Genomic DNA, 25,587 nt, shown 5'->3' on the forward strand with positions numbered 1-25,587 from the left:
GAACGAGGACGCACGAGCAGCCCCGACCGCACGCCTTGAGAGAAGAGGATCGTCGAAGTGGAACGCGCCCGATCGGTACCGCGCGAGTACGACCCCGGTGCAGCAGACGAGCGGAACCGGGCTTCGGGCGGGCGAGGGCCCCGCGGTGCGCTGGTCGGCGGAGTCCTGATCGCGGCGCTCGCGCTGACCGGCTGCGACTCCGTCGTCGGCATTCCGGAGGAGAGCGCCCCGCAGGCGGCGGGACGCGCGACGCCACCGGCCGCCATTCCCACCACACCGCCGCCGAGCACCTCGGCGCTGCCGCCGGTCCCCGCCGACGCGCCGCCGGTCGGCGCGGTCGCCGGACTGCCCGCCGCCGCCCCTGTGCTGCAGCGCTGGGCGGCCGACCTGCGCTCGCACACCCTCGCCGAGATGCAGGGCAAGTGCTGGACCGTCGCGCCGAAGAACGTGGCCGACATGTACGCCGACCAGCAGGCCGTCCTCACCGCCTTGGCCCAGCCCGGCACGGCCACCGAGGACGCTGTGACCTGGAAGAGCCCCGACACCACGGTCGCCGTCCGGCGCGCCGAACTCGCGACCGGCTACGCCTGCCCGCGCGTCGCCACGGCGGGCTCGGAGATCGTCTACGACGACGCCGACGCCCGCCACACCGTGCGCCGGTACCTGTCCCGGTTCGTCGGCACTCCGCTCGACCCCGCCGACAAAGAAGGCGACTACCCTCTGATCTGTAAGGCGTCCCCGGCGTCCTGGGACCCCAAGGGCACCGGGCGTCCGAGCCCCGCGCCGCTGGCGAACAACCAGGGCGTGCTCACCGGGGCCACCGAGTTCGCCGACCAGCAGATCCGGTCGGAGCAGGTGAACACCGACTACATCGCGGTGCTCGTGCCGGTGACCAACTCCTCCGGTGTGACGCAGACCCGCACCTTCACCTTGCGATCCGGGCCGGACGGCTACTGCATCGGCGACATCTCGCCGTAACTACTACCCTGGTTGGCTGGTAAACAGCAGGAGGAGCAGCTAGTGCAGATCACCAGCGTCGGACACGCCGGATTCCACATCCGCACCGCGGCCGGGTCGATCCTTTGCGATCCCTGGGTGAACCCCGCGTACTTCGGTTCCTGGTTCCCGTTCCCCGACAACACCCAGCTGGACTGGGACGAGCTGGGCGCGTGCGACTTCCTGTACGTCTCGCACCTGCACCGCGACCACTTCGACGCGCAGACGCTGATCGACCACGTGAACAAGGACGCCACCGTCCTGCTGCCGGACTATCCCGTGCCGGACCTGCGGCGGGAATTAGAGCAGCTCGGCTTCCACAAGTTCTTCGAGACCGAGGACTCGGTCAAGCACACAGTGACCGGCCCCGGCGGGGACCTGGACGTCATGATCATCGCGCTGCGCGCCCCCGCCGACGGCCCGATCGGCGACTCCGGGCTGGTCGTCTCCGACGGCGAGACCACCTGCTTCAACATGAACGACGCCCGCCCGGTCGACATGGACGTGCTGCACGACGCGTTCGGCCACGTCGATATCCACCTGCTGCAGTACTCGGGCGCGATCTGGTACCCGATGGTGTACGACATCCCGGCGCGCACCAAGTCGAATTTCGGCAAGCAGAAGCGTCAGCGCGGCATGGACCGCGCGCGCAGCTACATCGAGCAGGTCGGCGCGACCTGGGTGGTGCCGTCGGCGGGCCCGCCGGTGTTCCTGGACGACGAACTGCGCTACCTCAACGACGACCGCGGCGACGAGGGCAACATCTTCCCGGACCAGAAGGTGTTCCTGGAGCAGATGAAAATCCACGGCAACGCGGGCGGCATCCTGATGATCCCCGGTTCGGTCGCCGACGTACGGGGCGCCGAGCTGACGCTGACCCACCCGAGCGACCCCGCCGAGATCTACGACAACAAGGCCGACTACATCGAGCGGATGGCCCAGCGGCTCGCGCCGGTGCTGGAGGCCGAGAAGGCGACCTGGGAGCGCGGCGACGGCTCCCTGCTGGAACCGCTGCAGAAGCTGTTCGAGCCGATCATGGCGCAGAGCGACGTGATCTGCGACGGCATCGGCTACCCGGTGGGCTTGGTGATCGGGGAGGAAACCGTCGTGCTGGACTTCCCCAAGCGCACGGTGCGCGAGCCGATCGACGGCGAGGGCCGCTACCGCTACGGCTTCCGCATCGCGCCGGAGCTGGTGCGCACGGTGCTGCGCGACCGCGAGCCCGACTGGGTGAACACCATCTTCCTGTCCACCCGCTTCCAGGCCTGGCGCATCGGCGGGTACAACGAGTTCCTCTACACCTTCTTCAAGTGCCTCACCGACGAGCGGATCGCCTACGCCGACGGCTGGTTCGCCGAGGCGCACGACGATTCCGCCTCCACCGAGCTCAGCGGCTGGGAGGTGCAGCGCCGCTGCCCGCACCTGAAGGCGGATCTGTCGAAGTTCGGTGTGGTGGAGGGCAATACGCTCACCTGCAACCTGCACGGCTGGCAATGGGATCTGGAGTCGGGACGGTGCAAGACGTCCAAGGGTCACGAACTGCGCTCGCGCAAGCTGGACTGACCCACTTCCGGCCGACGGTACGCCGTCGGCCGGAAGTGTTTGCCAACTGATTACCGGTCGGCGACCTCGCGGGTGAGCTTCGACGACCAAGGACACCAGAAGCAGCCCGGCAGGAAGGCGCCGCACGCCTCGTCCAGGTGGTCGTTCACGTACGAGATGCTGGCGTCGCAGACCTCGATCGCCATGGTGAAGAAGGTGATGGTGTCGGGGTCCAGATGGAAGTCCCAACCCGGGTTGTAGGGCGCGGGCATCTTCCGGATCCGGCCCATGACGTGAATGGACATCTGCTCGTCACCCGACAGGATGCGGCGGGCTTCCGCGATCCGCTGCTCGTTGGTCAGCTGGATGATGAATTCTTTGCCGGAGTAGTCGGTGAATGCGAAGAGCGCCATGTCTTTCCCCTCTTGTCGATGGGTCCTCTGGTCGATGGATGGCGAATTCCGCACCGGTGCGACTCGATCCTATCGACGCCCCGCCGAAGATTTGCTGATTATTTGCTAACTAGCGAATAACGAGGGCGTGGTCGGTCTCCGGAGACGAAAGAGTACGCCCCGAAGCTAACGGGACGCCCCGGCCGGGATCCTGTCGCGCGCGGGCTCGCGCGGCGCTTTTCGCACCGCCCCGATCAACTCGCGGATCGCGATCGCCCCCCTGGCCACCGGAGCGGAGACGCGCCCCTCAGGATCGATCAGCACGGCGGATGGCGTCCCGCGCACCCGATAACGCAAGGCCGCCTCGTTACCCTGCTGCACGAGCGAGGGAATGTCGCCCAACCCCTGTTCGACGCCCCACGCCGCCTGCTCGGCGGCATCGCCGTTGCCGACCGCGATGATCACCAGGGCGTCACCGGTCCGCGCGCGCCAGCGGGGCAATTCCCGGGCCAGCGCCGCGCACAGTTCGCATCCCGGGTGCACGAAGACCAGCAGCACCGATTTCGCCGTGGCCAGCAGATCCTCGAGTGTGGTCGTCGCTCCGTCCGCGCCGAGCAGTTCGAACTCCGGGGCCACCGCGCCGACCGGCAAGCCCTCCGCGCCCAACGTGGACAGTGCCTGCTCGTCCACCCGGCGTCGCAGGGCCCGGAGCTGTCCCGCGAACCTGATCAAGACCGCGACCAGCGCGGCGACCACGGCACAGCCGACCACACCGTCGGCGGGCAGGTCCATCGGCACACGCGGATGCGCCAGCGCGCCTATGCCGACAACCATGGCGAGTAGAGCGAAAAGGCCGTTGCGTACCAACGTCTTCGGACCGATCGGCGTGGCACTCGCAGCGCCGAAACAGGAACAGGAGGGGTGCTCGCCCCGCCGCATCAGGCGTGCGATCACCGCCGTGAACACGGCGAGCAACAGCAGCACCGCCAGCGCGGCCAGCCCGGAAACCCAGGGAATCAGCACGCCTACCGCGATGATCGCCTCGGCGATGGACAAACCCCATGCCACCGTGGGCACCCAGCGCAGCGGTACCCCGAAATCCCCCACCGCCTGCCGCGTCGCGCTCCGATCCGCCAGCTTGCCCCACGCCGACAGCCCGAACACGACAGCCAGACCCAGCCGCGAAATCCACACCCCGTATTCGATCAGCATGAGCGCACCATTCCACATTCATGCGGTTTGCGAATGAATGCGCGGCGAGTGTCCTCAGGACTGCGATCGAGCGGCGATGGCGACCGCGACCAGAGTCAGCGCGCAACCGATGATCGCGGTGACCGACAGCCCCGCGCTGGTCGGGGTGAGCACGTCCAGGATGACGGAGGCCAGCAGCTGCCCCGCCACCGAGGTGAGCCCGAGCAGCAGGACGCCGATCCAGCGGACCGTCAGCGCGGCAAGGGCGATGAAGGCGACGCCGATGAATCCGCCGAGATACAGCCACGGTTCGGCCGGAAAATCAGCCGGGCCACCGGACCACACGATGACCAGCGCCTCGATGACGAGCAGCGCGGCCAGGCCCACACCGAAATTCACCAGCGCCGCCGTCAGCGATCCGCCGACGGCGCCCACCTTGCCGTTCACCGCCTGCTGCCAGGCCAGACCGATGCCTGCCAGCGCGGGCAGCGCGATCAGCAGCACGGTCGGCGCGCCGTGCAGCGCGTCGGGCACGGACAGACCACCGGTGGCGCGGGTGTGCCCGAATCCGGCTATCAGCACCGCGACGACACCGAGCGCCGCGCCGACCAGACGCACTGCGGTGACCGGCGTGCGTCCGCGCGGTCCGAGACCGAGCCGGTCGACCGCCAGGCTGCTGAGCAACTGACCGGCGACGGTCGCCACGGTGAACGCCGTGACGCCGATGGCCGCGACGGTGAGCCCCTGGCACGCGACGAAGAACGCCCCGCACAGACCTCCCAGCAACTGCCAGGGCCGCAACGAGCCCTCGGACAATGCCCGCCGCACCCGCCGCCCACCCTCCCGCAACCGCCCACTGACCGCGAACGCCACCGCGAGCACAACCAGCCCCACCCCGAAACTGATCGTCGCCGCGGCGACCCCATCCTCCAACCGCGCCCCCAGCGCACCATTGATCCGCCCCTGCACCGCCACCCCGGCACCGATCCCAAACCCCCATACCAGCCCCAACCGCACTCCCGCACGCTACCCAACCGTCGCGAGCGGCACATGGCCGCGGCATTTCCCGAGAAGAGCCCTCCAGGGTGTGCCACTCGCGATCAGTCGGCGCGGGGCGGCGGGAGCCAGCGCGAGGTGAAGACGGCGATGGCGAGGATGGAAGCGCCGAGGAGTGCCAGGAGGGTGGCGATGGAGGAATGGAGGGTGAGCAGGGCGGCGAAGCCGAAGACCACCAGGGCGATCACCTCGCCGAGGAGTCCGGAGACCGAGGTGACGGTGGCTCGGGCGGGGCCCTCGATGGCGTCTTGGAGGCGGGCGGCCGCGACGATCCCGGCGTTGTAGACGATGCCGTAGGAGACGCCGATCGAACCGAAACCGAGGCCGGTGAATAGGTAGACCGCGTCCGGATGCCCGGTTGCGAGACCGGCGATCAGCGCGCCGCCGAGGAAGAGCACGCCTGCGGCGCCCACCGCGATCGCCATCCTCCGGCCCGACATCCCCTCGGTGCGCCCCGCCAGCACCGAACCGGTCAGCGAACCGAGCACGGTCAGACCGACCAGCAGCGGCACCACGGCAGTCGAGACCCCCGACTCCTCCGCCAGCAGGGCGAAATACTCGTCGAACGCCGTGATCCCGAACAGCAGCGCCTCCAGCAGCACGCCATAGCGCACCACACGCACGCGCAGCGCCTCACCCACGCCCGCCTTCAGCATGGTGAGGTAGCGCGCGAACGGTCGTGACCGCGCCGCAGAGCTCTGCGAACCGACGGCTGCCTGCTCGGGCGCAAGGCCGCCCGCTACGGCACGGTTCTCGAACCGTTCGCTGCCCGAGCCTTCGGCTTCGAGATCGTCGACGTCCGCCGCGGAAACCGCCTTCGGCGCCGTGGGCAGCGACAGCGCGATCAGCGTGTGCGCGGCCGCTGCCGCGACGCTGGACCAGCCGACCAGCGCATACCCGCCGTAGAGATACAGGGGCGTCGCGGCGACGATCGCGATGACGACGGCCGTTTCCGCGCCGGCGCGGGTGTACCCGAGAATGCGTGGATAGGCCGAGGAGTCACCGCGGGCGGCGAGATCGTCGTACAGCAGGGCCTCGAACGTACCGGAGGCCAGCGCACCCGAGGTTCCCCACAGCACGAATCCGGCGGCGAATCCTTCGAACGAAGGCGCCACCGTCCACAACGCGAAACCCGCCGTCAGCAGGACGCCGCTGAGCACGAGCAGTCCCCGTCGCGAAACCGTGTCGGCCCACGCGCCGGAGGGCACCTCGAGCAGGAACGACGTCGCCGACCAGATGGCGAACAGCAGAGAGATCTGCCCCGTGCTCATGCCATGGTCGGCGAACAGCAGGGCGTACAGCGCGTACAGCGGAATCAGTTCACCGATGCTCTTGAAAAGCACCGCCCGAACCGTCAGCGAGCGCAGGCCGATGGTACGTGTGCTATCCGCCCGCGAGGGGCGCAGCGATCCGGCGAATCAACAGGCGTAGAGGAGCAACCGCATGTCGTCAGCATGCGCACGCGCCGGCCAAGCGGTCAAGCGAATTACGGCAGCGGTACCCAGCCGTTGGCGGCGACCGAATCCCCGTCGCCCAGTTCCCCGTCCGCGACGCCGGACCCGATCCGGCCTTTGTTCTCGTTCAGGTCGCTGATCAGCTCCGACACCGGATGCGAATCGCTGTAGTGATAACCCTGCGCGAGCGCGAAGCCCAGTTCGGTGAGCACGGCGGCTTGGTACTCGGTCTCCACACCCTCGGCGATGACCTGCAGGTCCAGCGCGTTGGACAGGGCGGCGATCACGCCGAGCAAGGGCGGCGCGGGCGAATCGGAGCGGATCGCGGCGACGAAGGACTGGTCGACCTTGAGAATGTCGCTGGGGAGGGTGGCGAGCCTGCTGAGCGAGGAGTAACCGGTGCCGAAGTCGTCGATGGCGATGCGGACGCCCCGGTCGCGCAGGAGGTGCAGATTCTCGATCGCGGTCTGCGATTCGGCGGCCAGCTCGCTCTCGGTCACCTCGAGCACCAGCTGATCGGCGGGCCACCCGGTAGACGCCAGGATGCCCGCCACCCGGTCGGCGTAGCCGGTCTCCGCCAGCTCCAGCCCGCTGACGTTCACGTTCAGCGTCAGATCCAGCTGCGCGAAGGTCTCCTGCAATCGCGCGGCGTCCGCACAGGCCCGGCGCAGCACCAGCTCGTCGAGATCCGCGATGAGGTCGTACTCCTCGGCGACGCGGATCAAGCCCTCCGTGGTGACGTCCGGCTGCGCGCTGGACGACCAGCGCAGCAGCGCCTCCACGCCGACCGCCTTGCCGCCGCCTTCGGTCAGGCTGACGATCGGCTGGTAGTGCACGTCGAGCGCGCCACGGTCGATCGCCTCGCGCAGCTCCACCGCCAGCGGCAGCTGCCGGGAGGACTCCAGCACCGTGCGGTTGCGGCCCGCCTGCTTGGCCCGGTACAGGCCGACGTCGGCACGGCTGACCAGCAGCGATCCGGATTCGCCCGGCTGCCACGAGGTCACCCCGGCCGAACAACCGGTGGTCACCGCCGCACGCAGCTGCTCGGTGAGCAGGATCGCGGCCTGTTCGGTGGTGTTGGGCAGCAGCAGGGCGAACGCGTCGCCGCCGTAGCGCGCCAGGCGCTGCTCGGGGGTCAGCAGTTTCGACCAGGTGTCGGCCACCCGCTGCAGGACCGCGTCACCGGCGCGGTGCCCGAGGTGGTCGTTGATCTTCTGGAAGCGGTCGAGGTCGACCAGCACCAGCGCGAGCCCGTGTCCGGACCTGGTGGCCTGCTGGATCGCGGTGTTCAGCGCCCGGTCGAAGCCGCGCCGGTTGAGCAGGCCGGTGAGCACGTCGATGTCGGCTTCGGAAGCCATCCTGGTCAGGATCCCGACGACGACGCCCACACCGAAGGTCACCCCGGCCGGGATCAGGCCCGACCACCACGGCAGCCCGGGAGTCACCGGCCGCGCGGGCAGCACCCACAGGCACAGCGCCAGGGCGAACGCGATATGCGCGGCGGCCTGCGACCAGGCGAAGAACAGGGCCGCGTCGCAGGCGATGAACACATAGAACGCCGCGAGGCTGATCGCGCCCACCGTGTTCGGGAACGAGTGCACCGCGATCGTGACCAGCACCGTCGCGATCGCGACGTAGACGTGGTGGATCGAATGCGGCAGTCGCGGCCCCCACGCGAGCAGCGTCAGGCCGAGCACCAGCGCTACCGCTGCCGCCCCACCTACCAGCGGGCGATTACCCTCCTCACCAGGGGCGATGGCGGTGATCAGCAGACCGAGCACCCCGCCCATGACGTAGAACGCCCCGGTGGTACGAGCCATGACCATAGCCGTCGCCAGCGCAGACGCGGCCCGCACCCGGGTTCGGGTATCGCCGCGAGACCCGATTCCTCGCACGACGAATAGCCTAGACACAAGGAATCCCGCCGGTTGCCACATCCCGGGAATCCGGCATGGCGAACCAGTAGCTATTCATCTGAACGTCATTCGCGTGTCGTCAGTTGGCCGGTCGCAGCACGTCGGTGCCGACGAAGGGGACCAGGGCGGACGGAACCCGGACCGACCCGTCGGCTTGCTGGTGATTCTCCAGAATGGCCACGATCCAGCGGGTGGTCGCGAGCGTGCCGTTCAAGGTGGCGGCGATCTGCGGCCTTCCGTTCTCGTCTCGATAGCGGACGGCCAGCCGCCGGGCCTGGTAGGTGGTGCAGTTGGAGGTCGAGGTGAGCTCCCGGTAGGTCCGCTGCGTGGGCACCCACGCCTCGCAGTCGAACTTGCGCGCGGCGGAGCTGCCGAGATCACCGGCCGCGACATCGATCACGCGGTAGGGCACCTCGACCGCCGCGAGCATCTCCTGTTCCCAGGCGAGCAGGCGCTGATGTTCCGCGGCGGCTTGGTCGGGCGTGGTGAAGACGAACATCTCCACCTTGTCGAACTGGTGCACCCGGATGATGCCGCGGGTGTCCTTGCCGTAGCTGCCCGCCTCCCGGCGGAAACACGACGACCAGCCCGCATACCGCTTGGGACCGCCGCTCAGGTCGAGGATCTCGTCCGAGTGGTAACCCGCCAACGGCACCTCCGAGGTGCCGACCAGGTAGAGGTCGTCGTCGGCGAGGTGGTAGACCTCGGCCGAGTGCTGACCGAGGAACCCCGTGCCCGCCATGACCTCCGGACGCACCAGCACCGGCGGGATCATCATGGTGAAGCCGTTGGCCACGGCCTTCTGCGCGGCCAGCTGCAGCAGCCCCAGCTGTAGCAGCGCGCCGTAGCCGGTCAGGAAGTAGAACCGGGCGCCGGAGACCTTCGCCCCGCGCTCCATGTCGATCAGGCCGAGCGACTCACCCAGCTCCAAGTGGTCCTTGGGCTCGAAGTCGAATTCGGTCGGCGTGCCGACGGTCTGCAGCACGACGTAATCGTCCTCGCCGCCTGCGGGCGCGCCCTCCTGCACCACATTCGAGATGGCGCGGTGCGCGGCGTCCAGATCCGTGTCGGCGGCGTGCTGCGCGGCTTCGGCCTCCTTGACCTTGACCGACATCTCCGACGCCTGCGACAGCAGCGCGGACCGCTCCTCCTTGCTCGCCTTGCCGATCAGCTTGCCCATCGCCTTGTGCTCGGCGCGCAGATTGTCCGCGGTGGCCACCGCGGCCCGCCGCGCCGCGTCCGCCTCGAGCAGCGCGTCGACGAGAGCTGGGTCTTCGCCCCGGGCGCGCTGCGAGGCGCGAACCGCGTCGGGGTCGTCCCGCAGGAATCGGAGGTCGATCATGGGCCATCAGCCTAGTAGTCGGTGTGTTGCGCTTTCACGCCGATATCCCAGGATGCGGTCCATCCCCGCCGGATCGCGCGCATAGTGGGCTTGTGGGCACGCCTTTCGACGAGACAGCCATCGACAACGCGCTGGCCGACCTCACCGCCGGCGAGAAAGCGTGGGCCGCGACCTCGCTGCGCCGGCGCCGCGAGCTGCTCGACGAGATCCACGCCCGGACCGGCCGCTTCGCCGAGGAGTGGGTGCGAGCCGCGTGTGTCGTCAAGGGGCTCGGCGAACACTCCCCGCTGGTCGGGGAGGAATGGATGTCGGGTCCGCTCGCCCTGCTGCAAGCCACGGACGCGCTGTCGGTCACCCTCGCCGCGCTGGAGTCCGGGCGCAGCCCGCTCACCGGCGTCACGCTGCGAGAGGCGCCGGGCGGACGGCTCGCGGTGCCGATCTTCCCGTTCGGCGTCTACGACCGGCTGCTGCTCAACGGGTTTCGCGGGGAAGTGTGGCTGCGCCCGGGCGTAGACGCCGACACCGCGCGCAGGCGTGCCGGACTGGCGCAGCTGGATCCCACCGCCACCGGCGGGATCGGCGCCGTGCTCGGCGCGGGCAACATCACCTCGATTCCGCCGCTGGACGCGCTGTACGAGCTGTACGCGCACAACCGGGTGGTGGCGCTGAAGCTCAACCCGATCACCGACCCGCTTTTCACCGTGTTCGAGATGGTGTTCGAACCGCTACTGGAACTGGGCGTGCTGCGGATCCTCACCGGCGGCGCGGAGCAGGGCGGCTATCTGGTGGGTCATCCCGACGTCGCGCACGTGCACATGACCGGCAGCGCGCACACCCACGACGCCATCGTGTGGGGCCGAGGGGCGGAGGGCGCACAGCGCAAGCAGGACAGCAGGCCGCTGCTGGACAAGCCGATCACCAGCGAGCTGGGCGGCGTCTCGCCGACCATCGTGGTGCCCGGCGACTGGTCCGACGCCGATCTGCGCTACCAGGCCGAGCACGTGGCCACCCAACGGCTGCACAACGGCGGCTACAACTGCGTGGCCGCGCAGGCGGTCGTGATCGCCTCCGAGTGGGACCGCAGAGACGCGTTCCTCGCCGAGCTGCGCCTGGCCATGGAGCGGGCGCCACAGCGAACCGCGTACTACCCGGGCAGCGACGCCCGCGTCGCCGACGCGCTGGCCTCGTATCCGGAGGCAGAGCGCCTCGGCGCGGGGCGGGTGCTGGTCGACGGATTGCCGCGCACCGGCACGCCGCTGTTGCGCACGGAGTACTTCTCCCCCGTGCTCGGCGTGGTGGAGCTGCCCTACACGGGCGGCGATTTCCTGCAGCGCGCGGTGGGCTTCGCGAATGCCGAGCTCACCGGGACGCTCGGCGCGAACGTCATCGCCCATCCCACGACCATCCGCAGGCTCGGCGTCGCCTTCGATCGCGCGATCGAGCGGCTGCGCTACGGCGCGATCGCGGTGAACACCTGGACCGGGCTGGCCTTCCTCGCGCCGCGGGCCTCCTGGGGAGCCTTCCCCGGGCACACCCTCGACGACGTGCAGAGCGGAATCGGTGTAGTGCACAACGCCCTGCTGCTCGACGACGTGGAGCGCACCGTGGTGCGCGGCCCGTTCCGGCCCGCGCCGCGCTCGCTGCTCGGCGGCGAGCTCGCCCTCTCCCCGAAACCGCCGTGGTTCGTCGGCAACGCCACCGCCGCCACCACCGGCCGCAAGCTCACCGAGTTCTACACCGACGTCAACCCCGCCCGGCTGCCCGGCGTCTTCCTGTCGGCCCTGCGGGGCTGAACCGTCCGGTGCCGCGCCGATCGGGGCAGGTCGTGGCACCGAGGCACGGACGCTGCCATGATGGACCGCGATGTCCTCCGAACGTGTGTCCCGGTCCCCGCAGGCGCCCAAGCGCGGCGCATCGTCGCGTGCCGACTCGGTGCGCCGCAAGTTCGACTCGGCCAAGACCGCCCTCGCCGACCGCGATCTGCGGGATGTGCACCTGTCGGCGCCCACGTTGCGCTGGGGCCTGCTCGCGGTGGCCGTCGGCGCCGTGGTCGCGGCCTTGGTGACGCTGTTCATCACCGGCTTCGACAACGAGAAGGGCCTGGAGGCGCACAATCCCGGCGCCCCGGCGCAGCCCGTGCTGGACAAGGAGTTCGGCACCGCCGCCAAGGGCGACTGCCTGAGCTGGACCAAGCCCGACCGGGCCGACCTGGTCAAGGTGAACTGCTCGAGCAAGCACATGTTCGAGGTCGCGGCCGACATCGACATGAGCAGGTATCCGGGCAAGGAGTTCGGCCCCGGCTCGCGCTTCCCCGACTCGCTGCGGCTCACCGAGCTGAAGGAAGAACACTGCGTGCCCGCGGTGCAGAAGTACATGGCGGGCCGCTTCGATCCGCGCGGCAAGTACATCGTCGGCCTGATGTACCCGAGTCCGGACGGCTGGCAGCACGGTGACCGCACCCTGCGCTGCGGCTTGCAGGTCGCGGCCAGCGCGGGCACCCCGCCGTCGGTCGGCAGCGCGACCGAGCACGACCAGTCCAGAGTGTACGAGCCGGGCGTGTGCCTCGGCATCAACCAGAACCTGCCCACCGATCCGGTGGACTGCGCCCAGCCGCACGCCGTGGAGATCGTCTCCACCGTCGATCTGGCCGCCCACTTCACCGGCGGTCCGCCCGCGAAGGAAGATCAGGACAAGTTCGTCGAGGAGGAGTGCACCCGCACCTCGACCGAGTACCTGGGCGCGCCGGACGTCATTCGCAACAAGACGCTCACGCTGTTCTTCGACTACATCGATGCCCGCAGCTGGATGGCGGGCAGCCGCAAGCTGGACTGCATGATCGGCAAGGGGGCCGACTCGGAGGGATTCGCGCCGATCACCGGCTCGGCCAGGGGTGACATCCTGATCAACGGCCAGGCTCCGGTGCCGCCGCCCAACAACGGACGTTCCACGCCCGCACCGCTGCCCGGCGCCGCGCCGCTTCCGCCGCAGCCCCAGCCGAGGTAACCGCACGCCGATGCCCGTGTCGATGTCCGACGACCGCTTCGAGGAATTGGTCGGCGACGCATTGGATCTCATTCCGCCCGAGCTGGCCCGCGCCATCGACAATGTGGTCGTGCTGATCGAGCCGCGTAATCCGGAGGATCCGCACCTGCTCGGTCTGTATCACGGCATCGCCCTCACCGAACGCGACAGTCATTACGGCGGATCGCTTCCCGACACCGTGACCATCTACCGCGAAGCCATTCTCGAGCACTGCGCCGACGAGGCGGAGGTGGTGGAAGAGGTGGCGATCACCGTGATCCACGAGATCGCACACTATTTCGGCATTGACGAAGACCGCCTGCATCAGCTGGGATGGGGATAGTCTGGACCGTGCTGTATTGCGTACCCCGAGCGGTGGGTGTGTAATCGGCACGGAGATCGAAAAGTTGGGGATTCGATGGAACCGATCGCGTTGCTGTCGCGTCCTATCACTCGAAGGGGGAATTCTCGTGGTTCCGCCCCACAGCCACTAGAAGGAGTCGAGTCATGGTTGGACATGTACTGATCGCACCCGAAGCCATTCTCGCCGCCGCGGCCGAACTCGACCTCGTCGCCGAACGTCTGGCCGCCGCCGCGGCGATCACCGCGCCCGCGACGCACGTGCTGCCCTCGGGCGCCGAGGAGGTCTCCTTCCTCAGCGCCGGCCACTTCAACCAGGGGGCGATGTCGCACGATCGTGCGATCGCACAGGCGATTCTGGAATGCCACCACGCCGCGGCGACACTGCGCATGCAGCTGGCGCAGCACGTCGCCGGTGATGTGGTGCGCGCCGCGGGCATCAGCGCCATCCAGGTGTAGTTCCAGACCCAACAGCAACGTTAAGCAGGGGAGAAGTCAAACATGGTTGCAGGAGTCACCGGGGTGATCTGGGCGGCGCGCCCATCGGAGATCAATTCGGCCACCCTTCACGCGGGCGCGCACGCGATTCCGATCTCGGCCGCCGCCACCGCCTGGGGCGGGCTCACCGCCGCCTGGATCGACGCGACGACCACCGTCGCCAGGGTGATGGCCGAACTCGGCGTCGGGATGCAGGGCATCAACGGTATCGCCGCACTGAGCAAGCTCACCGGTTTCCTCGGTTGGTCCGAGCAGCAGGGCGTGCAAGCGGCCGCGATGGGCGCGAAGGCCGCGGCGAACGCCACCGCCTACACCGTCGCCTCGTTGGCGATGCCGAGCCCGCCGGAGATCGCGGCCGTCAACGCCGCGCTGGCCGCGTCGGCGAATCCGCCGGGCGTGCTCAGCGGCGCGTTCGAGGTCGCGGAAGTCGCCAGGAACGCCATGGACATCCGTGCCGCCCTGGTCATGGAGACCTACGAGGCCGCCACCAGCGCCATGGTCGCCACGCCGGCCGAGTTCCTGTTGCCGCCGCCGATCGCCAAGGGCGCCGGAACGGCCAGCCCGGAGCAGGCGGCGGACACGCCCACCGAGGTTCCGGCGGATCCGATCCAGGCCGCCGTGACCGCCACCCAGGCGTTCTTGAGCAATCCCGGGGTGGCGAGCGCCGCCACCCAGGCCGCGCAGGCCGTGGGCTCGATCGCCACGACCGGTGTCTCCACCGTCGGAAATGTCGCGGGCAGCGCGATCGCGGCGGCGACCACCTCCTCCACGCCGGCCTTTTCGGGGATGGCGCCGATGGTCATGGGAGCCGGTGCGACGGCCACCGCCACCGGCGCCGCGACTCGCGCGGTGTCGTTCTCCGGCCTCGGGTCGGCGGCAGGCATCAGCAGTGGCTCGCTCAAGCTTCCGGAAGGCTGGGGGTCCAGCGGCACGATCGGTGGCTCCGCCCCGGTGCAGGAGACCGTCGCGGTCAAGCCCGTCGAAGCGGCCCCGGTCCGTCCGGCGAACAGTGGGAACGGCAATCCCCTGCTCGGCAACCAGGCGCGCAGCGACGAGGACGACGAGGCCGAGCACAACGGCCGGGACTATTTGCGGTCGACCGAGCACTTCAACGACGGCCGTTTCACCGCCGATGGAGTCATCGGCGGTGACCTCAGCGGGACGGTTAGGTGACCGTACTCGGTGCGGGCCGCGATCCGTCGACGCTCGATGCGGTCGTCCTGTCGCTCGACGAGATGCAGTTTCTCGTGGAGAGATTGCAGATCGAAGTCCCCGTCGTCTTGAACGCTCGGGCACGCTACGACAACCTGACCGATCACAAAGCGGCGATGGACGCGGCCGCCGAGTCGCTGGCTCAGCGGGAACTTCTCATCGATGATGTGCTGCATCGCGATCTGGAGAATCGGTTGCGCGCGCTGCACCGGCCACACTGGATCATCGCGCTGCGGTTGATCGTCGATGGTTGGGTGAGCCGCTTCTGTCTGGCGAAGGGCGTCGACCTCGAGGTCGTCGCCCTTCGGGGGCAGGACTCCTACGTCATCGACGAGGCGGGCAACGATCTGCCCGGCACGGTTCTCGCGGCGCTCGGCTACGCCGAACCGCTGGAGCTGTACGGCATGAACGCCCCGACCGAAGAACTCGCCACGATCTTCGGCGACACCGGTGACGCCGCGGCCACCGCGGAGCGGCTCACGAAGGTGGGCAACCCTCCCCAGGATGCGAAGACGTTGGCGGCGGCATTGGTCGAGATCCACTCGTTCGCCGAGATCGTCGGCGTGATCTACGGCGACGGCACCAGGGACATGGCCGACAACCACATCGCCGTCTTCAACACGCGTGCAGGACGATTCATCGCGACCGCGAGCAAATCGGACGACGGCGTGAAGTGGACCTCGCTCAGCAGCGGAACCCCCGCTCGACTGCGCACGGCGGTGCAGGATCTGATCCATTCCCTGCCGGAACGCGAAGAGTTCCCGCGAAATCCGAAACTGTCCTGACTACATCGGACCGGCGGCGCTAGCCCATGGGATCGTCGGAGGTCGGTGCGACGTCGTAGCCGAACGGCGGCGTGAACCGGCCCCAGCGAATGCACTCCCACCCGCCATCCGGCGTCGGTACCAGCTCGATGGTCTCGGTGTTGTCCAGGTGGTTGTTCGTGGTGAACGGCGGCCGCACATCCGCCAGCGTGCGGCCGACCAGCCGCATGGCCGCGCCGTGACTGACCACCATCACGTCGCCGTGCTCGTCGTCATCCGACGTCAGATAGGTCTCCCGCAACTGCGCGATCGCGGGCAGGAACCGATCGAGGACATCCTGGGCGGATTCGCCGCCGGGGACGCGCAGCGTGAGATCGCCTTCGTGCCAGGCACGGTAGATCTCCTGAAACGCGTGGTGCGCCTCCTCGCTGTGCAGTCCCTCCAGCTCACCGGCCTGCACCTCGTGCAGCCCGTCGAGCACCATCGCGGCGACACCGGTCGCCGCCTCGATGTAGCTTGCGGTCTGGCGCGCACGCAGCGCCGCCGAGGAGAACAACGCCTTCGGCGGTCGGAGCAGGTTCTCACCGAACGTTTTCGCTTGTGCCGCACCGCGTTCGGTCAGCGGCAGCCCTGGGATCCTGGTGTCCAGCAGCTTGGCGACGTTGCCTTCGGTCTCCCCGTGCCGGACCAGAATCAACCTCCCCGTCATAGGTCCGCCATCCCCTTTCTCAGCTGGATCAACCACTCCGCCGAGGCCTCGTCCGAAGGCGGCGGCGTGCCGGTCGCGGAAGTCGCGGGCCACGATCCGAGAAAGCGGATCCGCGCGGTGCGGTGCAGCGCTTTGAGCGCCTCCGCCACCGCGGTGTCGTCGATATGTCCCACGCAATCGAGATAGAAACGATAGGTGCCCATACCGGTTCGGGTCGGCCGGGACTCGATCCTGGTCAGATCGATACCGCGCGTGGCGAATTCGGCGAACGCGCGCATCAGCGAGCCCGGTACGTTCGGCAGCTCGAGCACGATCGAGGTGCGGTCGGCTCCAGTGGGGGGTGGGGCCACCGTCGGGCGGGTGCACAGCACGAACCGCGTGATCGCCTGCTCATGGTCGGCGACCCCGGAGGCCAGAGCGATCAACCCCAGCCGTTCGCCCGCCAGGGCGGTCGACACGGCGGCATCGGCATGGCCCGCCACCACGTCTTCGGCGGCCGCGGCGTTGGACGCCGAGGTGTAGGGCTGCGCCTGCGGTAGGTGCCGCGACACCCACAGCCGCACCTGCGCGGCGGCCACGGGGTATGCGGCGAGGATGCGCACATCGGGCAGCGTCGCGCCCGGCTTGCCGAGGATCGTGAAACTCACCTCGAGTTCGGTCTCGGCGACGATCTGCAGGCGCGGACCGATTGCCAGCGAGTCGAGCGTCGCCGAGATCGAACCCTCGACGGAACTCTCGATCGGCACCACCGCACCATCCACGTTGCCGGAGCGGATCAGCTCGAGCGCAGCCCCTTGGCTGGGCGCGGCTATCCGCTCGACGGGTCCGTCGAAGGTTCCCGAGGATTCCAGTTGAGCGAGGGCCATCTCGGTGAAGGTTCCGGACGGCCCGAAGTACGCGATTCGCGGCACGGTTACGAGATTACTTGCGCGCTCGCCCGGCTCCCCACCAATTGCGGAGGCACGGCCGCCGCGCGGCAACGTTCCACGGCCGCCCGAGCGCCGTTCAACCCCTGTTGAGCACCCGCAACGCGGCGTTCACCCGGTCAACGGCCTCGGTTTCGATGGCGAGCAAGACGGACCGGACCGCGTCGACCGCGGCCGGCTTCAGGGAGGTCAGGAAGGCGATATCGGGGTTGCGCAAGGCGCTGCCGATGTCTTCTCCGCACAGGGCGGCGGCCGTGGCCGCGACGATGGCCACCGCGCGTCCACCAGAGGACGTACGCGCGACGAAACCCGTATCGGAGTGCGCGGCATGCGCGAGGAAGGCGGCGATCTCCGCGTCCGGGACGTCCAGGTCGAGCCTCGGCGCGGCGGGGCTTGCGCCGATGTTGCGGACCAATCCGTCCGCCAGACTGCGCCGCGGGGGCGCCGACAACGTCACCAGCACCGGCTCTGCGGCTTCCGTCCCTTCCGACACGCCTCAACCGTAACAACCCTCGTCGACCGGAATCGATGCACTGCGCTCAGCTCAGCCCGAGCGGAACGCTTGCGGAACGAAGGCTCGTCACTTAGCTTAGGGTAACCTAATCACTACCCGCCGCGCCGCCTGCTCCACGGAGGTTTGTATGCCGCGCCCCTCTCCGACCGTCGCACCGTCCACCGCCGAGCGGGTGCGCAGCGCGTGCGCCCACGCGGAGCAAGCGGTGCTGGCCATGCCGGGTATCGACCCGACGCCCGCGTCGGTGCACCACGTACGGCAGTGCGGCGACGCCGTCATCGCGGTGCCGACCGCCTCGGTCGCCGCGATCCTGGCGGGCAACTCCGGGGACCACGGCGCCCCCGCGGTGCTCGAGCTCACCGACCACGCGCCGCTCCCGCTGCGCGAGCCGGTGCGCGCCCTGGTGTGGCTACGCGGCTGGGTGCGCGCGGTGCCCACCCAGGCGCAGCGCGCGCTGGCCGGCGAGGTGGCCAAGGAACTCCCCCATCCCGCACTGCTTGACATCGGCTTCGGCGCCACGCTGCTGCGGTTGGTGATCAACTCGGCGGTGGTGGCCGACTCGACCGGCGCGGAATCGGTGAGCAGCGACGAACTGCGCCTGGCGCAGCCGGATCCCTTCTGCGCCATGGAATCCGCGTGGCTACAGCACATGCAGGCCGACCACGCGGATGTCGTCGCCCAACTGGCCAGGCACCTGCCCGCGCACCTGCAGCGCGGCATCGTGCACCCGCTGGCGATCGACCGGTACGGACTCACCCTGCGGGTGGAAGGTCACGACGGCGACCACGACTTCCGCTTACCCTTCAGCGCCCCGGCCGACGACATCGAGGGACTCAGCCGTGCCGTACGCACGCTGGCCGGTTGCCCGTTCCTCAACGGCCTGCGCCGCATCTGACCCGGTTCGACGACACACGGCTACCGCCGACTACCGCCACCTTCAAGAGTGGAGCACTCCGGCCGCCCCATGACCAGCGGTACGGCCTATGACCGGTCGAACGCCCCCTGACCAGCCGAACGCCATGTGACCGGCCGAACGACCTGGCCGCAGTGCGGGCAGTTGCGTAACCACGGCTCGGCCCACTTGCCGTTGCGCATTCGGCAGAGGCAGCCGGGTACGACGATCCGGCCGTCGCCGGCCCCCAGGGGGTTTCGCTCACCGCTACCTCGGACCGAACAGACATGTACGCCTGCCATTGCGGGAGGCGGCGATACGAGAACGGAACGGCGAACACACCGAGCCGAACGAAGCGAATATGCATCCGGCCCGGTACCCCGGGCCCGACCTCGCTTCCCTCAGCGGCTCGACACACCTCTTGGACAACGCAATCCACTGGAAGTCCGCGCTTCCCGTGCCGGTTGTCGAGTGTCGAGTGTCGAGCGATTCTCAACACCCTGCCGTGGACTACGAGGCCGCCGCTACAACGGGGGCCCATCCTGCGGTTCGACATTGGCAAGCTTCTTGCTGACGTCCTGGTCCCAGTCGAACACCGGCGCCGGAGGACCCCACTGATTCGGACTGACGAAAGAGATGTTTATGGACATACGGCAACGTGGGCACGGCTCCGGTGCGCACAACGGTCGTAGCACCGCAGTCTTCGTCCCGCCGGGTTGAAGCTTGCGCGGCGCTACCCTGCGAATATCGGCGTGAAGCCCCAACCGGCGGTTCAACGATACGGTTCAGTGGTATGGCGCCGACCACCGAAGACCTGACGATCGAACTGAGTATGGCCGAGCTGCGCGAGATCACAGGCTATGCCGTGGCGTGCGCAGAGCCCGCCCTCGCAGTCTTCGAAAAAGAACGCCCGGACGATCGGCGCCCACGAGCCGCGATCGACGCTGCACGAGCCTTCGCGAATGGAGCCGAGCGAACAAAGGCAATCCGCGACACAGCATGGGCAGCGCACCGGGCATACCAAGAGGCACGTGACACCGGCCGGGCCGCGGCCGGCGAGGCCGCACGCGCGGCGGTTGCCGCAGCCGGCGCGGCCTACCTCCACCCCTTGGCGAAGGCCACCCAGGTCCTGCACATCCTCGGGCCGGCCGCCCACGCGGCTCTGGCTTTCGAACTCGACGCCGGCGGCGACCGTACCGTCGGATCCGACCACATCGAAAACGCGCGAAATATGGCTTGCCCTACCGTGCCGAGCGTCTTGATGCGGTATCCGAAGGCTCCGAGCGGCCGCGGCCGTGCGGGTGAGCTGGTGCGAGAGCTGGACGCGGCGTTGCGACAACTGTCACCGATCATCGACCCATCCCCCTCGACTCGTGGCGGCCCGCCGAGTTAGCGGCTTCCCTCTCGAAGGAAAGGGATTTCGGAGGCGAGAAAATGTCTCCTGCTTCCCGGCATGGTGGCGAAGTTTCAACACCGCCTCGCTCAGGTTGTCTGCCTCGTCGGCGAGCAATCGGATCCCCTCACTATGGGTGTACAGCCGGTCGGGATCCGCCTGAGCGCTACCTGCCACCGCCCATGACCAGCCGGACGCCATGTGACCAGCCGAATGCCCAGGCAAGCGGAAATGGCGCGAGACACGGGGCCCGCCTCCGAGGGCGGCGCGGCACGAGCCGCGGCCCGTCGCGGAGTTCCCACCTGACGCGCCGCGCGCCGGACCGCGCGAGCGCAATAGATTCGACCCATGCGTGCGGAGTCCGATGCCCAGTGGGACGAGACCGAGCCGACCGATCGGGAGCGGCTGGCGATCAAACTCGAGATCGCGGTAGTGCTACTCGTCACGTTCGGGCTCAGCGGGCTCAGCGCCGCGCTCTCGCTGGTGGAGAGCGCGCTCGCGCCGGGCGGCATCGGTGGGCGGACCGTCGCGCTGAACCCGTCGCGGTCCACGCAGTCCACCATCGATCTGTTGTTCCAGCTGCTCAGCGTGCTACGGCTGGTCGGGTGGGCGGCACTGGGCCTGTATCTGCTGTGGCGCGGCGGCGCCGGACCGCGACTGATCGGGCTGGCGAACCGGCTCCGGTGGCGCACGGACGTGCTACCCGGCTTGACGCTCGCCGCGATCATCGGCCTCCCCGGCTTGGGGCTCTATCTCGTGGCGCACGCACTGGGTCTGAGCGTGACGATCGTCCCCGCCTCGCTCGGCGACTACTGGTGGCGGCTACCCGCCCTGATCCTCTCGGCCTGCGCGAACGCCCTGGCCGAGGAGGTCATCGTGGTGGCGTTCCTGCTCACGCGGTTGCGCAGGCTCGGCTGGTCGGCGAACTCGGCTCTGCTGACCTCGGCCCTGCTGCGTGGCAGTTATCACTTGTATCAGGGGCTGGGCGGCGGACTCGGAAATTGTGTGATGGGCATCATATTCGGGCGCTATTGGCAGCGCACCAACCGGCTGTGGCCACTGGTGCTCGCCCATGCGACCATCGATGCGGTGGCCTACATCGGCTACACCGTTCTGCGCGGCCATGTTTCGTGGCTGCCGTGACGCAACCGTGCTCTCCGGAACGTTAACGACCCGGCGCCGTCTGCGAATTAGGTAGCAGCGCCGCTTCCGCGGGCGCCGATGTCCGCATGCGGCACTTCACCACCGCCCGATAAGTAGAGTTTCAGTGATGAACGGCGACGACCCCCAGCGCAACGCGCATACGCGCCGGATGCCGCCGCCCGGCAGACCCGGTGAACCACCGATGCGCCGCCGCATGCCGCCTCCCGGTCCCGGCGCGCCGCCGCCGATCGAGCCCACCCAGGTGGTACGCCGCGACGGAAGGGGCGACCCGCACGCCCAGCCGTTGGCATATTCGCAGGTCCCGCCGGAACAGGCCCGGCGGATGCCACCGCCTCCCCCGGCCCGCAGGCACGCCCCCACGCAACGTCCGGCGCCCCATCACGAAGGACCTTCGCACGCCCCCACGCAGCGGCCGGTGCCGCATCACGAGGGGCCGACGCACGCGCCCACCCAGCGCCCGGTGCCCTACCACGAAGGTCCGCCGCCCACACCGCCCCGGAAGCCACGGCGGTTCGGCCAGGGTCCACCGCCGGCGCCGCCGCGCGGCGAACGGCCGCCGCGAGCATCGCGACCGCGGCGCAGGCGCCACCCGTTCCGCTGGTTCCTGGTGATCCTGCTGGTGCTGGTGGTGGCCGCCGTCGGCGCGGTCATACAGTTGGACAACTCCCTCAACCGGATCCCGGCACTGGCGAACTACGCCAAGCGAGTCGGCGACACACCCGGCACGAACTGGCTGCTGGTCGGCTCCGACGGCCGCGGCGGGTTGACCCCCGAGCAGGAGCGGGAACTGGCCACCGGCGGCGAGGTCGGCCCTGAGCGCACCGACACGATCATGCTCGTGCACGTGCCCGCATCGGGCAAAACGACCCTGGTCAGCCTTCCGCGCGACTCATACGTCAGCATCCCGGGCCAGGGCAAGGACAAGCTGAACGCCGCGTTCGCCATCGGCGGGCCCGCCCTGCTGGTGCAGACGGTGGAGATCGCCACCGGCCTGCGCATCGACCATTACGCGCAGATCGGCTTCGGCGGCTTCGCGAGCGTGGTCGACGCCCTCGGCGGTATCGATGTCTGCGTCCCGAAAGCGATCGACGACCCACTCGCCGGCATCGACCTGCCCGCTGGTTGCCAACGCCTCGACGGACCGCAGGCGCTGGGTTTCGTCCGCAGCCGCGCCACCGCGCTGGCCGATCTGGACCGGATGAACAACCAGCGGATCTTCATGGCCGCCCTCCTGAAGAAGGCGACCAGCGGCGCCACGCTGGCCAATCCGTTCAAGCTCTGGCCGCTGGCCTCCGACACCGCCAAGTCGCTGAAGGTCGACAACGGCGATCACATCTGGGACCTCGGCGGGCTGGGCTGGGCGCTGCGTGGCGAGACCGTCACCACCACGGTGCCGGTCGGCGGATTCGACGACACGGACAGCGGCAACGTCCTGCTCTGGGACAAAGAGAAGGCCGGGCGGTTCTTCGACGCGCTGGCCGACGACCGCGCCATCCCCGAGGACCTGCTGACGCGGTAGCGTCGTTGCCATGCCGGACATCGACCAAGCCGACGAGTCCTTCCCCGACTTGCTGCGCACGCAGATCCGACACGGATTCACCACCGCCCAGCAATATCTCGCCGCCGCCGTGTACTTCGACGCGCGCCGGCTGCCACAACTGGCCGGTCACGCCTACGGGCGGTCGCGCGAGCACTACGGCAATGCGCTGCGCATGGTGCAGTACCTGCTGGACCGGGATCTCCCGGTGCAGATCGGCGGTCTCGAGGCGATCACCTCGACGTTCGAAAGCCCGCGCGGCGCAGTCGCTTTGCTGCTGGATCTGGAGCAGGACCGCAGCACCCGGATCAGCGGCCTGGCCCGCGCGGCCCGCACCTCCGGCGACTATCTCGGCGAGCAATTCGTCCGGTGGTTCCTCGAGGAACAGGTGAAGAACGTCGCCCGGATGACCACGCTGCTGTCCGTGATCGACCGCGCCGACGGGCAGTTGTTCGACGTCGAGGAGTTCGTCGCCCGGGAGATGCGGACGCGGCCGCACACCGAAATCCCGGCGCCGAAAATGGCCGGAGCCGCGCGGAATTAATTAGGCAACACTAGCCTCATTAAGGCTGTACTTGGATGACACACGATCGCACCGGCGCTAATGTCGATGCCATGTCAAGCCATCCGGAATCACCTCGCAGCAAATTTCACAGCCTGTTGCACGATCAGATCCGGCACGAATTCAATGCCGAGCATCAGTACATCGCGATTGCGGTGTGGTTCGACAATGCCGACCTGCCGCAGCTGGCCAAGCGGTTCTACAAGCAGGCCGTCGAGGAACGCAATCACGCGATGATGATCGTGCAATACTTCCTGGACCGGGATATCAGCATCGAGCTCTCCGGCATCGACTCCGCGAAATCACGGTTCGAGAATGCCAGGGAACCGATCGCGCTCGCGCTCGCGCAAGAGAAGACGGTCACCGAGCAGATCATCCAGCTGGCGAGCACCGCCCGCGAAGAGGGCGACTACCTCGGCGAGCAGTTCATGCAGTGGTTCCTGAAGGAACAGGTCGAGGAAGTCGCGAACATGACCACACTGCTCACCATCGCCGATCGCGCCGGGTCGAACCTGTTCGACTTGGAGGAATTCGTCGCCCGGGAAATGAGTGGCCCGAGCGACGCCTCCGGCGCCCCTTCGGTCGCAGGCGGCTCCGTCTGACGGAGTTCACCGAAAGGTGCACAGGCCCGGTTCCTCAGGGAACCGGGCCTGCCGTTGTTCGGAGTGCGATTGCCGGTCTGATCCGCAATTCCGGAAGAACGGGTCCGCCGTATTTCGTGACGGTTCGGTGAGACTTACCTATCCCTCGCGATATCGACGGCAACCGGAAAACTCGTCTGCCGCCTCACCGGAAATCACGAGGATTCGGCTCAGCGCAAAGTGACCTGACGCGACCGCAAGCCGTCGCGGGAGCGCCGCTCGTCCGCGGTCAGCGGGGCGTCCACGGCCAGCGCCTCGGACAGGCGCGCACCGAACTCGGTCGCAGGTTTCACCCATTCGTCGGGGTGCCGCTCGCGGTCCAGATCGAACACCGGGACCAGCACACCGTGCGTGCGGAACGACCCCGCGAAACGGGAACCGTCGCCGAGGTGCAGGCCACCGGACGCGTGCACGCGCGCCAGCGCGAGCATGAGCGCGTCCTCGTCCTCCGGCCGCACCCACCGGATATGCGCCTTCTCGCCCGCGTCCACCCACCAGGCCGCGCCGATCGCGTCCGCGTCCAGTGCGAGCCGCGCCGAGGGCATGATCGCCTGCTTGGCCTGCTCGATGGTGGCGGCGACCTGCGGATCGGGTTCGACACCCGCCGGTACCCACCAATCGAAGTCCTGGTGCACGGTCAGGTCCAGGTTCGCGGCGGGATCGATGACGTCGGCCAGCCGCGGACCGCCCGCGACGCTCTCCACGGAGGTCAGCGAATCACCGGGCTCGGCGGACTGGGTCCACAGGATCGCCGCGGCCAGATCGGCGGCCGGGTCGGCGCCCTGGAACTGCACCTGCGCGCCGACATAACCACTCGGCTCGTCACCGGCGCGCACCAGCGCGGCCACCGCACCCGGTAGCACGGTGGCGAGCACCACCGGTCGCTCCGCCGCGACCGAAGGCGCCAGCGTCAACTCCGCGGTGGCCGACGGAACGAATTCGCGCAGCGCGACCAGATCGCACTCCGCGGCCAGACCTTCGAACGGACGCGTGACGGCCTGCGCCGCCTGCTCCTGCGCTGCCCGCCGCTCGGCGAGACGCTGCGCCCGGTTCCCGCCGGGCTTAGGACTATTGCGCTTGCTCTTACCCACGAGGGGTCAACCTACACAGTGTTTGTTTTGCCGCGCCTGCGGCGCGGCGTGTCTGTGTTGTTTTCCAGCGCCTGCGGCGCTGGGTGTCCGCGGCCACTGCATGGCTCGCGTCCGAGCGACCGCTGCTGGCGACTTCTTCGCGGACGCAGCGGCCACTCGGACGCGAGCCGGGCCGCGAACGGCGCATGCTCGGTCTCGCTTCGCTCGAAACCTGTGGTTGAGCTGGTGTGTTGCTTCAGGCGGGTGACAGCGCGAACTCGGCTACGCCGATGTGGGGAGACGGCGGGGAGTTGCTGAATCAGTCGCGGCAGCCCCGGTGCGCCCTGTCCATGGAGTCGAGGACGCACTGGCCCGGCTACTTCACCGCGAAGCGCGCGCCGCCCTGTACGGGCGCGGCAAAGGTTGCATCCTTCA

The 25,587-nt window shown here is 68.9% G+C and carries 24 protein-coding genes; 14 read left to right on the top strand and 10 right to left on the bottom strand.

What is annotated here, in order from left to right; all coding sequences use genetic code 11:
- The first annotated feature begins 57 nt into the window (after nucleotides 1-57).
- Both NNI01S_RS08565 and NNI01S_RS08570 read left to right on the top strand, forming a co-directional pair.
- Entirely contained in the window at nucleotides 58-978 is a 921-nt protein-coding gene (locus tag NNI01S_RS08565; RefSeq protein ID WP_063019241.1) for a hypothetical protein, read from the top strand.
- 42 nt (nucleotides 979-1,020) lie between these two features.
- Nucleotides 1,021-2,559, top strand: a complete 1,539-nt coding sequence (locus NNI01S_RS08570; protein ID WP_063019242.1) for a Rieske 2Fe-2S domain-containing protein — start codon at nucleotides 1,021-1,023, stop codon at nucleotides 2,557-2,559.
- Between the two features lie 50 nt (nucleotides 2,560-2,609).
- On the opposite strand, the gene NNI01S_RS08575 is transcribed toward NNI01S_RS08570, so the two are convergent.
- The 6 genes from NNI01S_RS08575 to serS form a co-directional block, all read right to left on the bottom strand.
- Nucleotides 2,610-2,951, bottom strand: coding sequence for a BP74-related protein (locus tag NNI01S_RS08575; RefSeq protein WP_063019244.1), 342 nt, complete (start codon nucleotides 2,949-2,951; stop codon nucleotides 2,610-2,612).
- A gap of 165 nt (nucleotides 2,952-3,116) precedes the next feature.
- The gene (locus tag NNI01S_RS08580; RefSeq protein WP_169812942.1) at nucleotides 3,117-4,142 is read right to left on the bottom strand and encodes a TlpA family protein disulfide reductase; all 1,026 of its coding nucleotides are present in this window, start codon (nucleotides 4,140-4,142) and stop codon (nucleotides 3,117-3,119) included.
- 54 nt (nucleotides 4,143-4,196) lie between these two features.
- Nucleotides 4,197-5,138 (bottom strand): DMT family transporter, encoded by a 942-nt coding sequence (locus NNI01S_RS08585; RefSeq protein WP_063019248.1) that lies wholly within the window; start codon nucleotides 5,136-5,138, stop codon nucleotides 4,197-4,199.
- Between the two features lie 83 nt (nucleotides 5,139-5,221).
- Nucleotides 5,222-6,520: an MFS transporter gene (locus NNI01S_RS08590; protein WP_063019250.1), complete on the bottom strand. Its 1,299-nt coding sequence runs from the start codon at nucleotides 6,518-6,520 to the stop codon at nucleotides 5,222-5,224.
- Between the two features lie 143 nt (nucleotides 6,521-6,663).
- Complete coding sequence (locus NNI01S_RS08595) at nucleotides 6,664-8,451, bottom strand: putative bifunctional diguanylate cyclase/phosphodiesterase (protein ID WP_245676034.1); 1,788 nt, start codon at nucleotides 8,449-8,451, stop codon at nucleotides 6,664-6,666.
- Nucleotides 8,452-8,626: 175 nt separating this feature from the next.
- A complete protein-coding gene (serS, locus tag NNI01S_RS08600) occupies nucleotides 8,627-9,889 on the bottom strand; it encodes a serine--tRNA ligase (RefSeq protein ID WP_063019255.1) in 1,263 nt (420 codons plus the stop codon).
- Nucleotides 9,890-9,981: 92 nt separating this feature from the next.
- On the opposite strand from serS, the gene NNI01S_RS08605 reads away from it, so the two are divergent.
- The 6 genes from NNI01S_RS08605 to NNI01S_RS08630 all read left to right on the top strand — a co-directional run bounded on the left by NNI01S_RS08605 (nucleotide 9,982) and on the right by NNI01S_RS08630 (nucleotide 15,765).
- Complete coding sequence (locus NNI01S_RS08605; protein WP_063019256.1) at nucleotides 9,982-11,682, top strand: aldehyde dehydrogenase family protein; 1,701 nt, start codon at nucleotides 9,982-9,984, stop codon at nucleotides 11,680-11,682.
- 70 nt (nucleotides 11,683-11,752) lie between these two features.
- Nucleotides 11,753-12,892: a septum formation family protein gene (locus tag NNI01S_RS08610; protein ID WP_084488641.1), complete on the top strand. Its 1,140-nt coding sequence runs from the start codon at nucleotides 11,753-11,755 to the stop codon at nucleotides 12,890-12,892.
- A 10-nt stretch (nucleotides 12,893-12,902) separates the two neighbouring features.
- Nucleotides 12,903-13,253, top strand: coding sequence for a metallopeptidase family protein (locus tag NNI01S_RS08615; protein WP_063019263.1), 351 nt, complete (start codon nucleotides 12,903-12,905; stop codon nucleotides 13,251-13,253).
- A gap of 164 nt (nucleotides 13,254-13,417) precedes the next feature.
- Nucleotides 13,418-13,729: a PE domain-containing protein gene (locus tag NNI01S_RS08620; protein WP_063019264.1), complete on the top strand. Its 312-nt coding sequence runs from the start codon at nucleotides 13,418-13,420 to the stop codon at nucleotides 13,727-13,729.
- Between the two features lie 42 nt (nucleotides 13,730-13,771).
- A complete protein-coding gene (locus tag NNI01S_RS08625) occupies nucleotides 13,772-14,941 on the top strand; it encodes a PPE domain-containing protein (protein ID WP_063019266.1) in 1,170 nt (389 codons plus the stop codon).
- Nucleotides 14,938-15,765 carry an ESX secretion-associated protein EspG gene (locus NNI01S_RS08630; protein ID WP_063019268.1) on the top strand — a complete coding sequence of 276 codons (828 nt, stop codon included), beginning with the start codon at nucleotides 14,938-14,940 and terminating at the stop codon, nucleotides 15,763-15,765. The genes NNI01S_RS08625 and NNI01S_RS08630 overlap by 4 nt, the downstream gene beginning before the upstream one ends.
- A gap of 19 nt (nucleotides 15,766-15,784) precedes the next feature.
- Here NNI01S_RS08630 and NNI01S_RS08635 read toward each other — a convergent pair whose 3' ends face one another.
- The 3 genes from NNI01S_RS08635 to NNI01S_RS08645 form a co-directional block, all read right to left on the bottom strand.
- The gene (locus tag NNI01S_RS08635) at nucleotides 15,785-16,453 is read right to left on the bottom strand and encodes a histidine phosphatase family protein (protein ID WP_063019270.1); all 669 of its coding nucleotides are present in this window, start codon (nucleotides 16,451-16,453) and stop codon (nucleotides 15,785-15,787) included.
- Nucleotides 16,450-17,364 carry a prephenate dehydratase gene (pheA, locus tag NNI01S_RS08640; protein WP_063019272.1) on the bottom strand — a complete coding sequence of 305 codons (915 nt, stop codon included), beginning with the start codon at nucleotides 17,362-17,364 and terminating at the stop codon, nucleotides 16,450-16,452. Before pheA ends, NNI01S_RS08635 begins: the two co-directional genes overlap by 4 nt.
- Nucleotides 17,365-17,458: 94 nt before the next feature.
- Nucleotides 17,459-17,872 (bottom strand): hypothetical protein, encoded by a 414-nt coding sequence (locus NNI01S_RS08645; RefSeq protein ID WP_063019274.1) that lies wholly within the window; start codon nucleotides 17,870-17,872, stop codon nucleotides 17,459-17,461.
- A 148-nt stretch (nucleotides 17,873-18,020) separates the two neighbouring features.
- Between NNI01S_RS08645 and NNI01S_RS08650 the strand changes: the two genes are divergently transcribed.
- The 6 genes from NNI01S_RS08650 (at nucleotide 18,021) to NNI01S_RS08675 (ending at nucleotide 24,043) form a co-directional block, all read left to right on the top strand.
- Nucleotides 18,021-18,788 carry a DUF2470 domain-containing protein gene (locus NNI01S_RS08650; protein WP_063019276.1) on the top strand — a complete coding sequence of 256 codons (768 nt, stop codon included), beginning with the start codon at nucleotides 18,021-18,023 and terminating at the stop codon, nucleotides 18,786-18,788.
- An 829-nt stretch (nucleotides 18,789-19,617) separates the two neighbouring features.
- Nucleotides 19,618-20,178 carry a putative immunity protein gene (locus NNI01S_RS35925; protein WP_357989796.1) on the top strand — a complete coding sequence of 187 codons (561 nt, stop codon included), beginning with the start codon at nucleotides 19,618-19,620 and terminating at the stop codon, nucleotides 20,176-20,178.
- Nucleotides 20,179-20,526: 348 nt separating this feature from the next.
- Complete coding sequence (locus NNI01S_RS08660; RefSeq protein WP_063019280.1) at nucleotides 20,527-21,321, top strand: CPBP family intramembrane glutamic endopeptidase; 795 nt, start codon at nucleotides 20,527-20,529, stop codon at nucleotides 21,319-21,321.
- Between the two features lie 127 nt (nucleotides 21,322-21,448).
- On the top strand, nucleotides 21,449-22,861 hold the full coding sequence (locus NNI01S_RS08665) for an LCP family protein (RefSeq protein WP_174554375.1): 1,413 nt from the start codon (nucleotides 21,449-21,451) through the stop codon (nucleotides 22,859-22,861).
- 10 nt (nucleotides 22,862-22,871) lie between these two features.
- Nucleotides 22,872-23,423 carry a ferritin gene (locus tag NNI01S_RS08670; RefSeq protein ID WP_063019282.1) on the top strand — a complete coding sequence of 184 codons (552 nt, stop codon included), beginning with the start codon at nucleotides 22,872-22,874 and terminating at the stop codon, nucleotides 23,421-23,423.
- 71 nt (nucleotides 23,424-23,494) lie between these two features.
- Nucleotides 23,495-24,043, top strand: a complete 549-nt coding sequence (locus NNI01S_RS08675) for a ferritin (protein WP_063019284.1) — start codon at nucleotides 23,495-23,497, stop codon at nucleotides 24,041-24,043.
- A gap of 209 nt (nucleotides 24,044-24,252) precedes the next feature.
- On the opposite strand, the gene NNI01S_RS08680 is transcribed toward NNI01S_RS08675, so the two are convergent.
- Complete coding sequence (locus NNI01S_RS08680) at nucleotides 24,253-25,173, bottom strand: DUF5926 family protein (RefSeq protein WP_063019286.1); 921 nt, start codon at nucleotides 25,171-25,173, stop codon at nucleotides 24,253-24,255.
- Between the last annotated feature and the right edge of the window lie 414 nt (nucleotides 25,174-25,587).

The organism is Nocardia niwae NBRC 108934 = DSM 45340 (assembly GCF_001613465.1).
Taxonomy (GTDB): domain Bacteria; phylum Actinomycetota; class Actinomycetes; order Mycobacteriales; family Mycobacteriaceae; genus Nocardia; species Nocardia niwae.

Coding starts and splice junctions, on each gene's coding strand:
- NNI01S_RS08660 (WP_063019280.1), top strand. CDS start 20,527: ATGCGTGCGGAGTCCGATGCCCAGTGGGACGAGACCGAGCCGACCGAT.
- NNI01S_RS08580 (WP_169812942.1), bottom strand. CDS start 4,142: ATGCTGATCGAATACGGGGTGTGGATTTCGCGGCTGGGTCTGGCTGTC.
- NNI01S_RS08665 (WP_174554375.1), top strand. CDS start 21,449: ATGAACGGCGACGACCCCCAGCGCAACGCGCATACGCGCCGGATGCCG.
- NNI01S_RS08575 (WP_063019244.1), bottom strand. CDS start 2,951: ATGGCGCTCTTCGCATTCACCGACTACTCCGGCAAAGAATTCATCATC.
- NNI01S_RS08625 (WP_063019266.1), top strand. CDS start 13,772: ATGGTTGCAGGAGTCACCGGGGTGATCTGGGCGGCGCGCCCATCGGAG.
- NNI01S_RS08595 (WP_245676034.1), bottom strand. CDS start 8,451: ATGGCTCGTACCACCGGGGCGTTCTACGTCATGGGCGGGGTGCTCGGT.
- NNI01S_RS08620 (WP_063019264.1), top strand. CDS start 13,418: ATGGTTGGACATGTACTGATCGCACCCGAAGCCATTCTCGCCGCCGCG.
- NNI01S_RS08675 (WP_063019284.1), top strand. CDS start 23,495: ATGTCAAGCCATCCGGAATCACCTCGCAGCAAATTTCACAGCCTGTTG.
- serS (WP_063019255.1), bottom strand. CDS start 9,889: ATGATCGACCTCCGATTCCTGCGGGACGACCCCGACGCGGTTCGCGCC.
- NNI01S_RS35925 (WP_357989796.1), top strand. CDS start 19,618: ATGGCCGAGCTGCGCGAGATCACAGGCTATGCCGTGGCGTGCGCAGAG.
- NNI01S_RS08670 (WP_063019282.1), top strand. CDS start 22,872: ATGCCGGACATCGACCAAGCCGACGAGTCCTTCCCCGACTTGCTGCGC.
- NNI01S_RS08615 (WP_063019263.1), top strand. CDS start 12,903: ATGCCCGTGTCGATGTCCGACGACCGCTTCGAGGAATTGGTCGGCGAC.
- NNI01S_RS08610 (WP_084488641.1), top strand. CDS start 11,753: ATGTCCTCCGAACGTGTGTCCCGGTCCCCGCAGGCGCCCAAGCGCGGC.
- NNI01S_RS08635 (WP_063019270.1), bottom strand. CDS start 16,453: ATGACGGGGAGGTTGATTCTGGTCCGGCACGGGGAGACCGAAGGCAAC.
- NNI01S_RS08650 (WP_063019276.1), top strand. CDS start 18,021: ATGCCGCGCCCCTCTCCGACCGTCGCACCGTCCACCGCCGAGCGGGTG.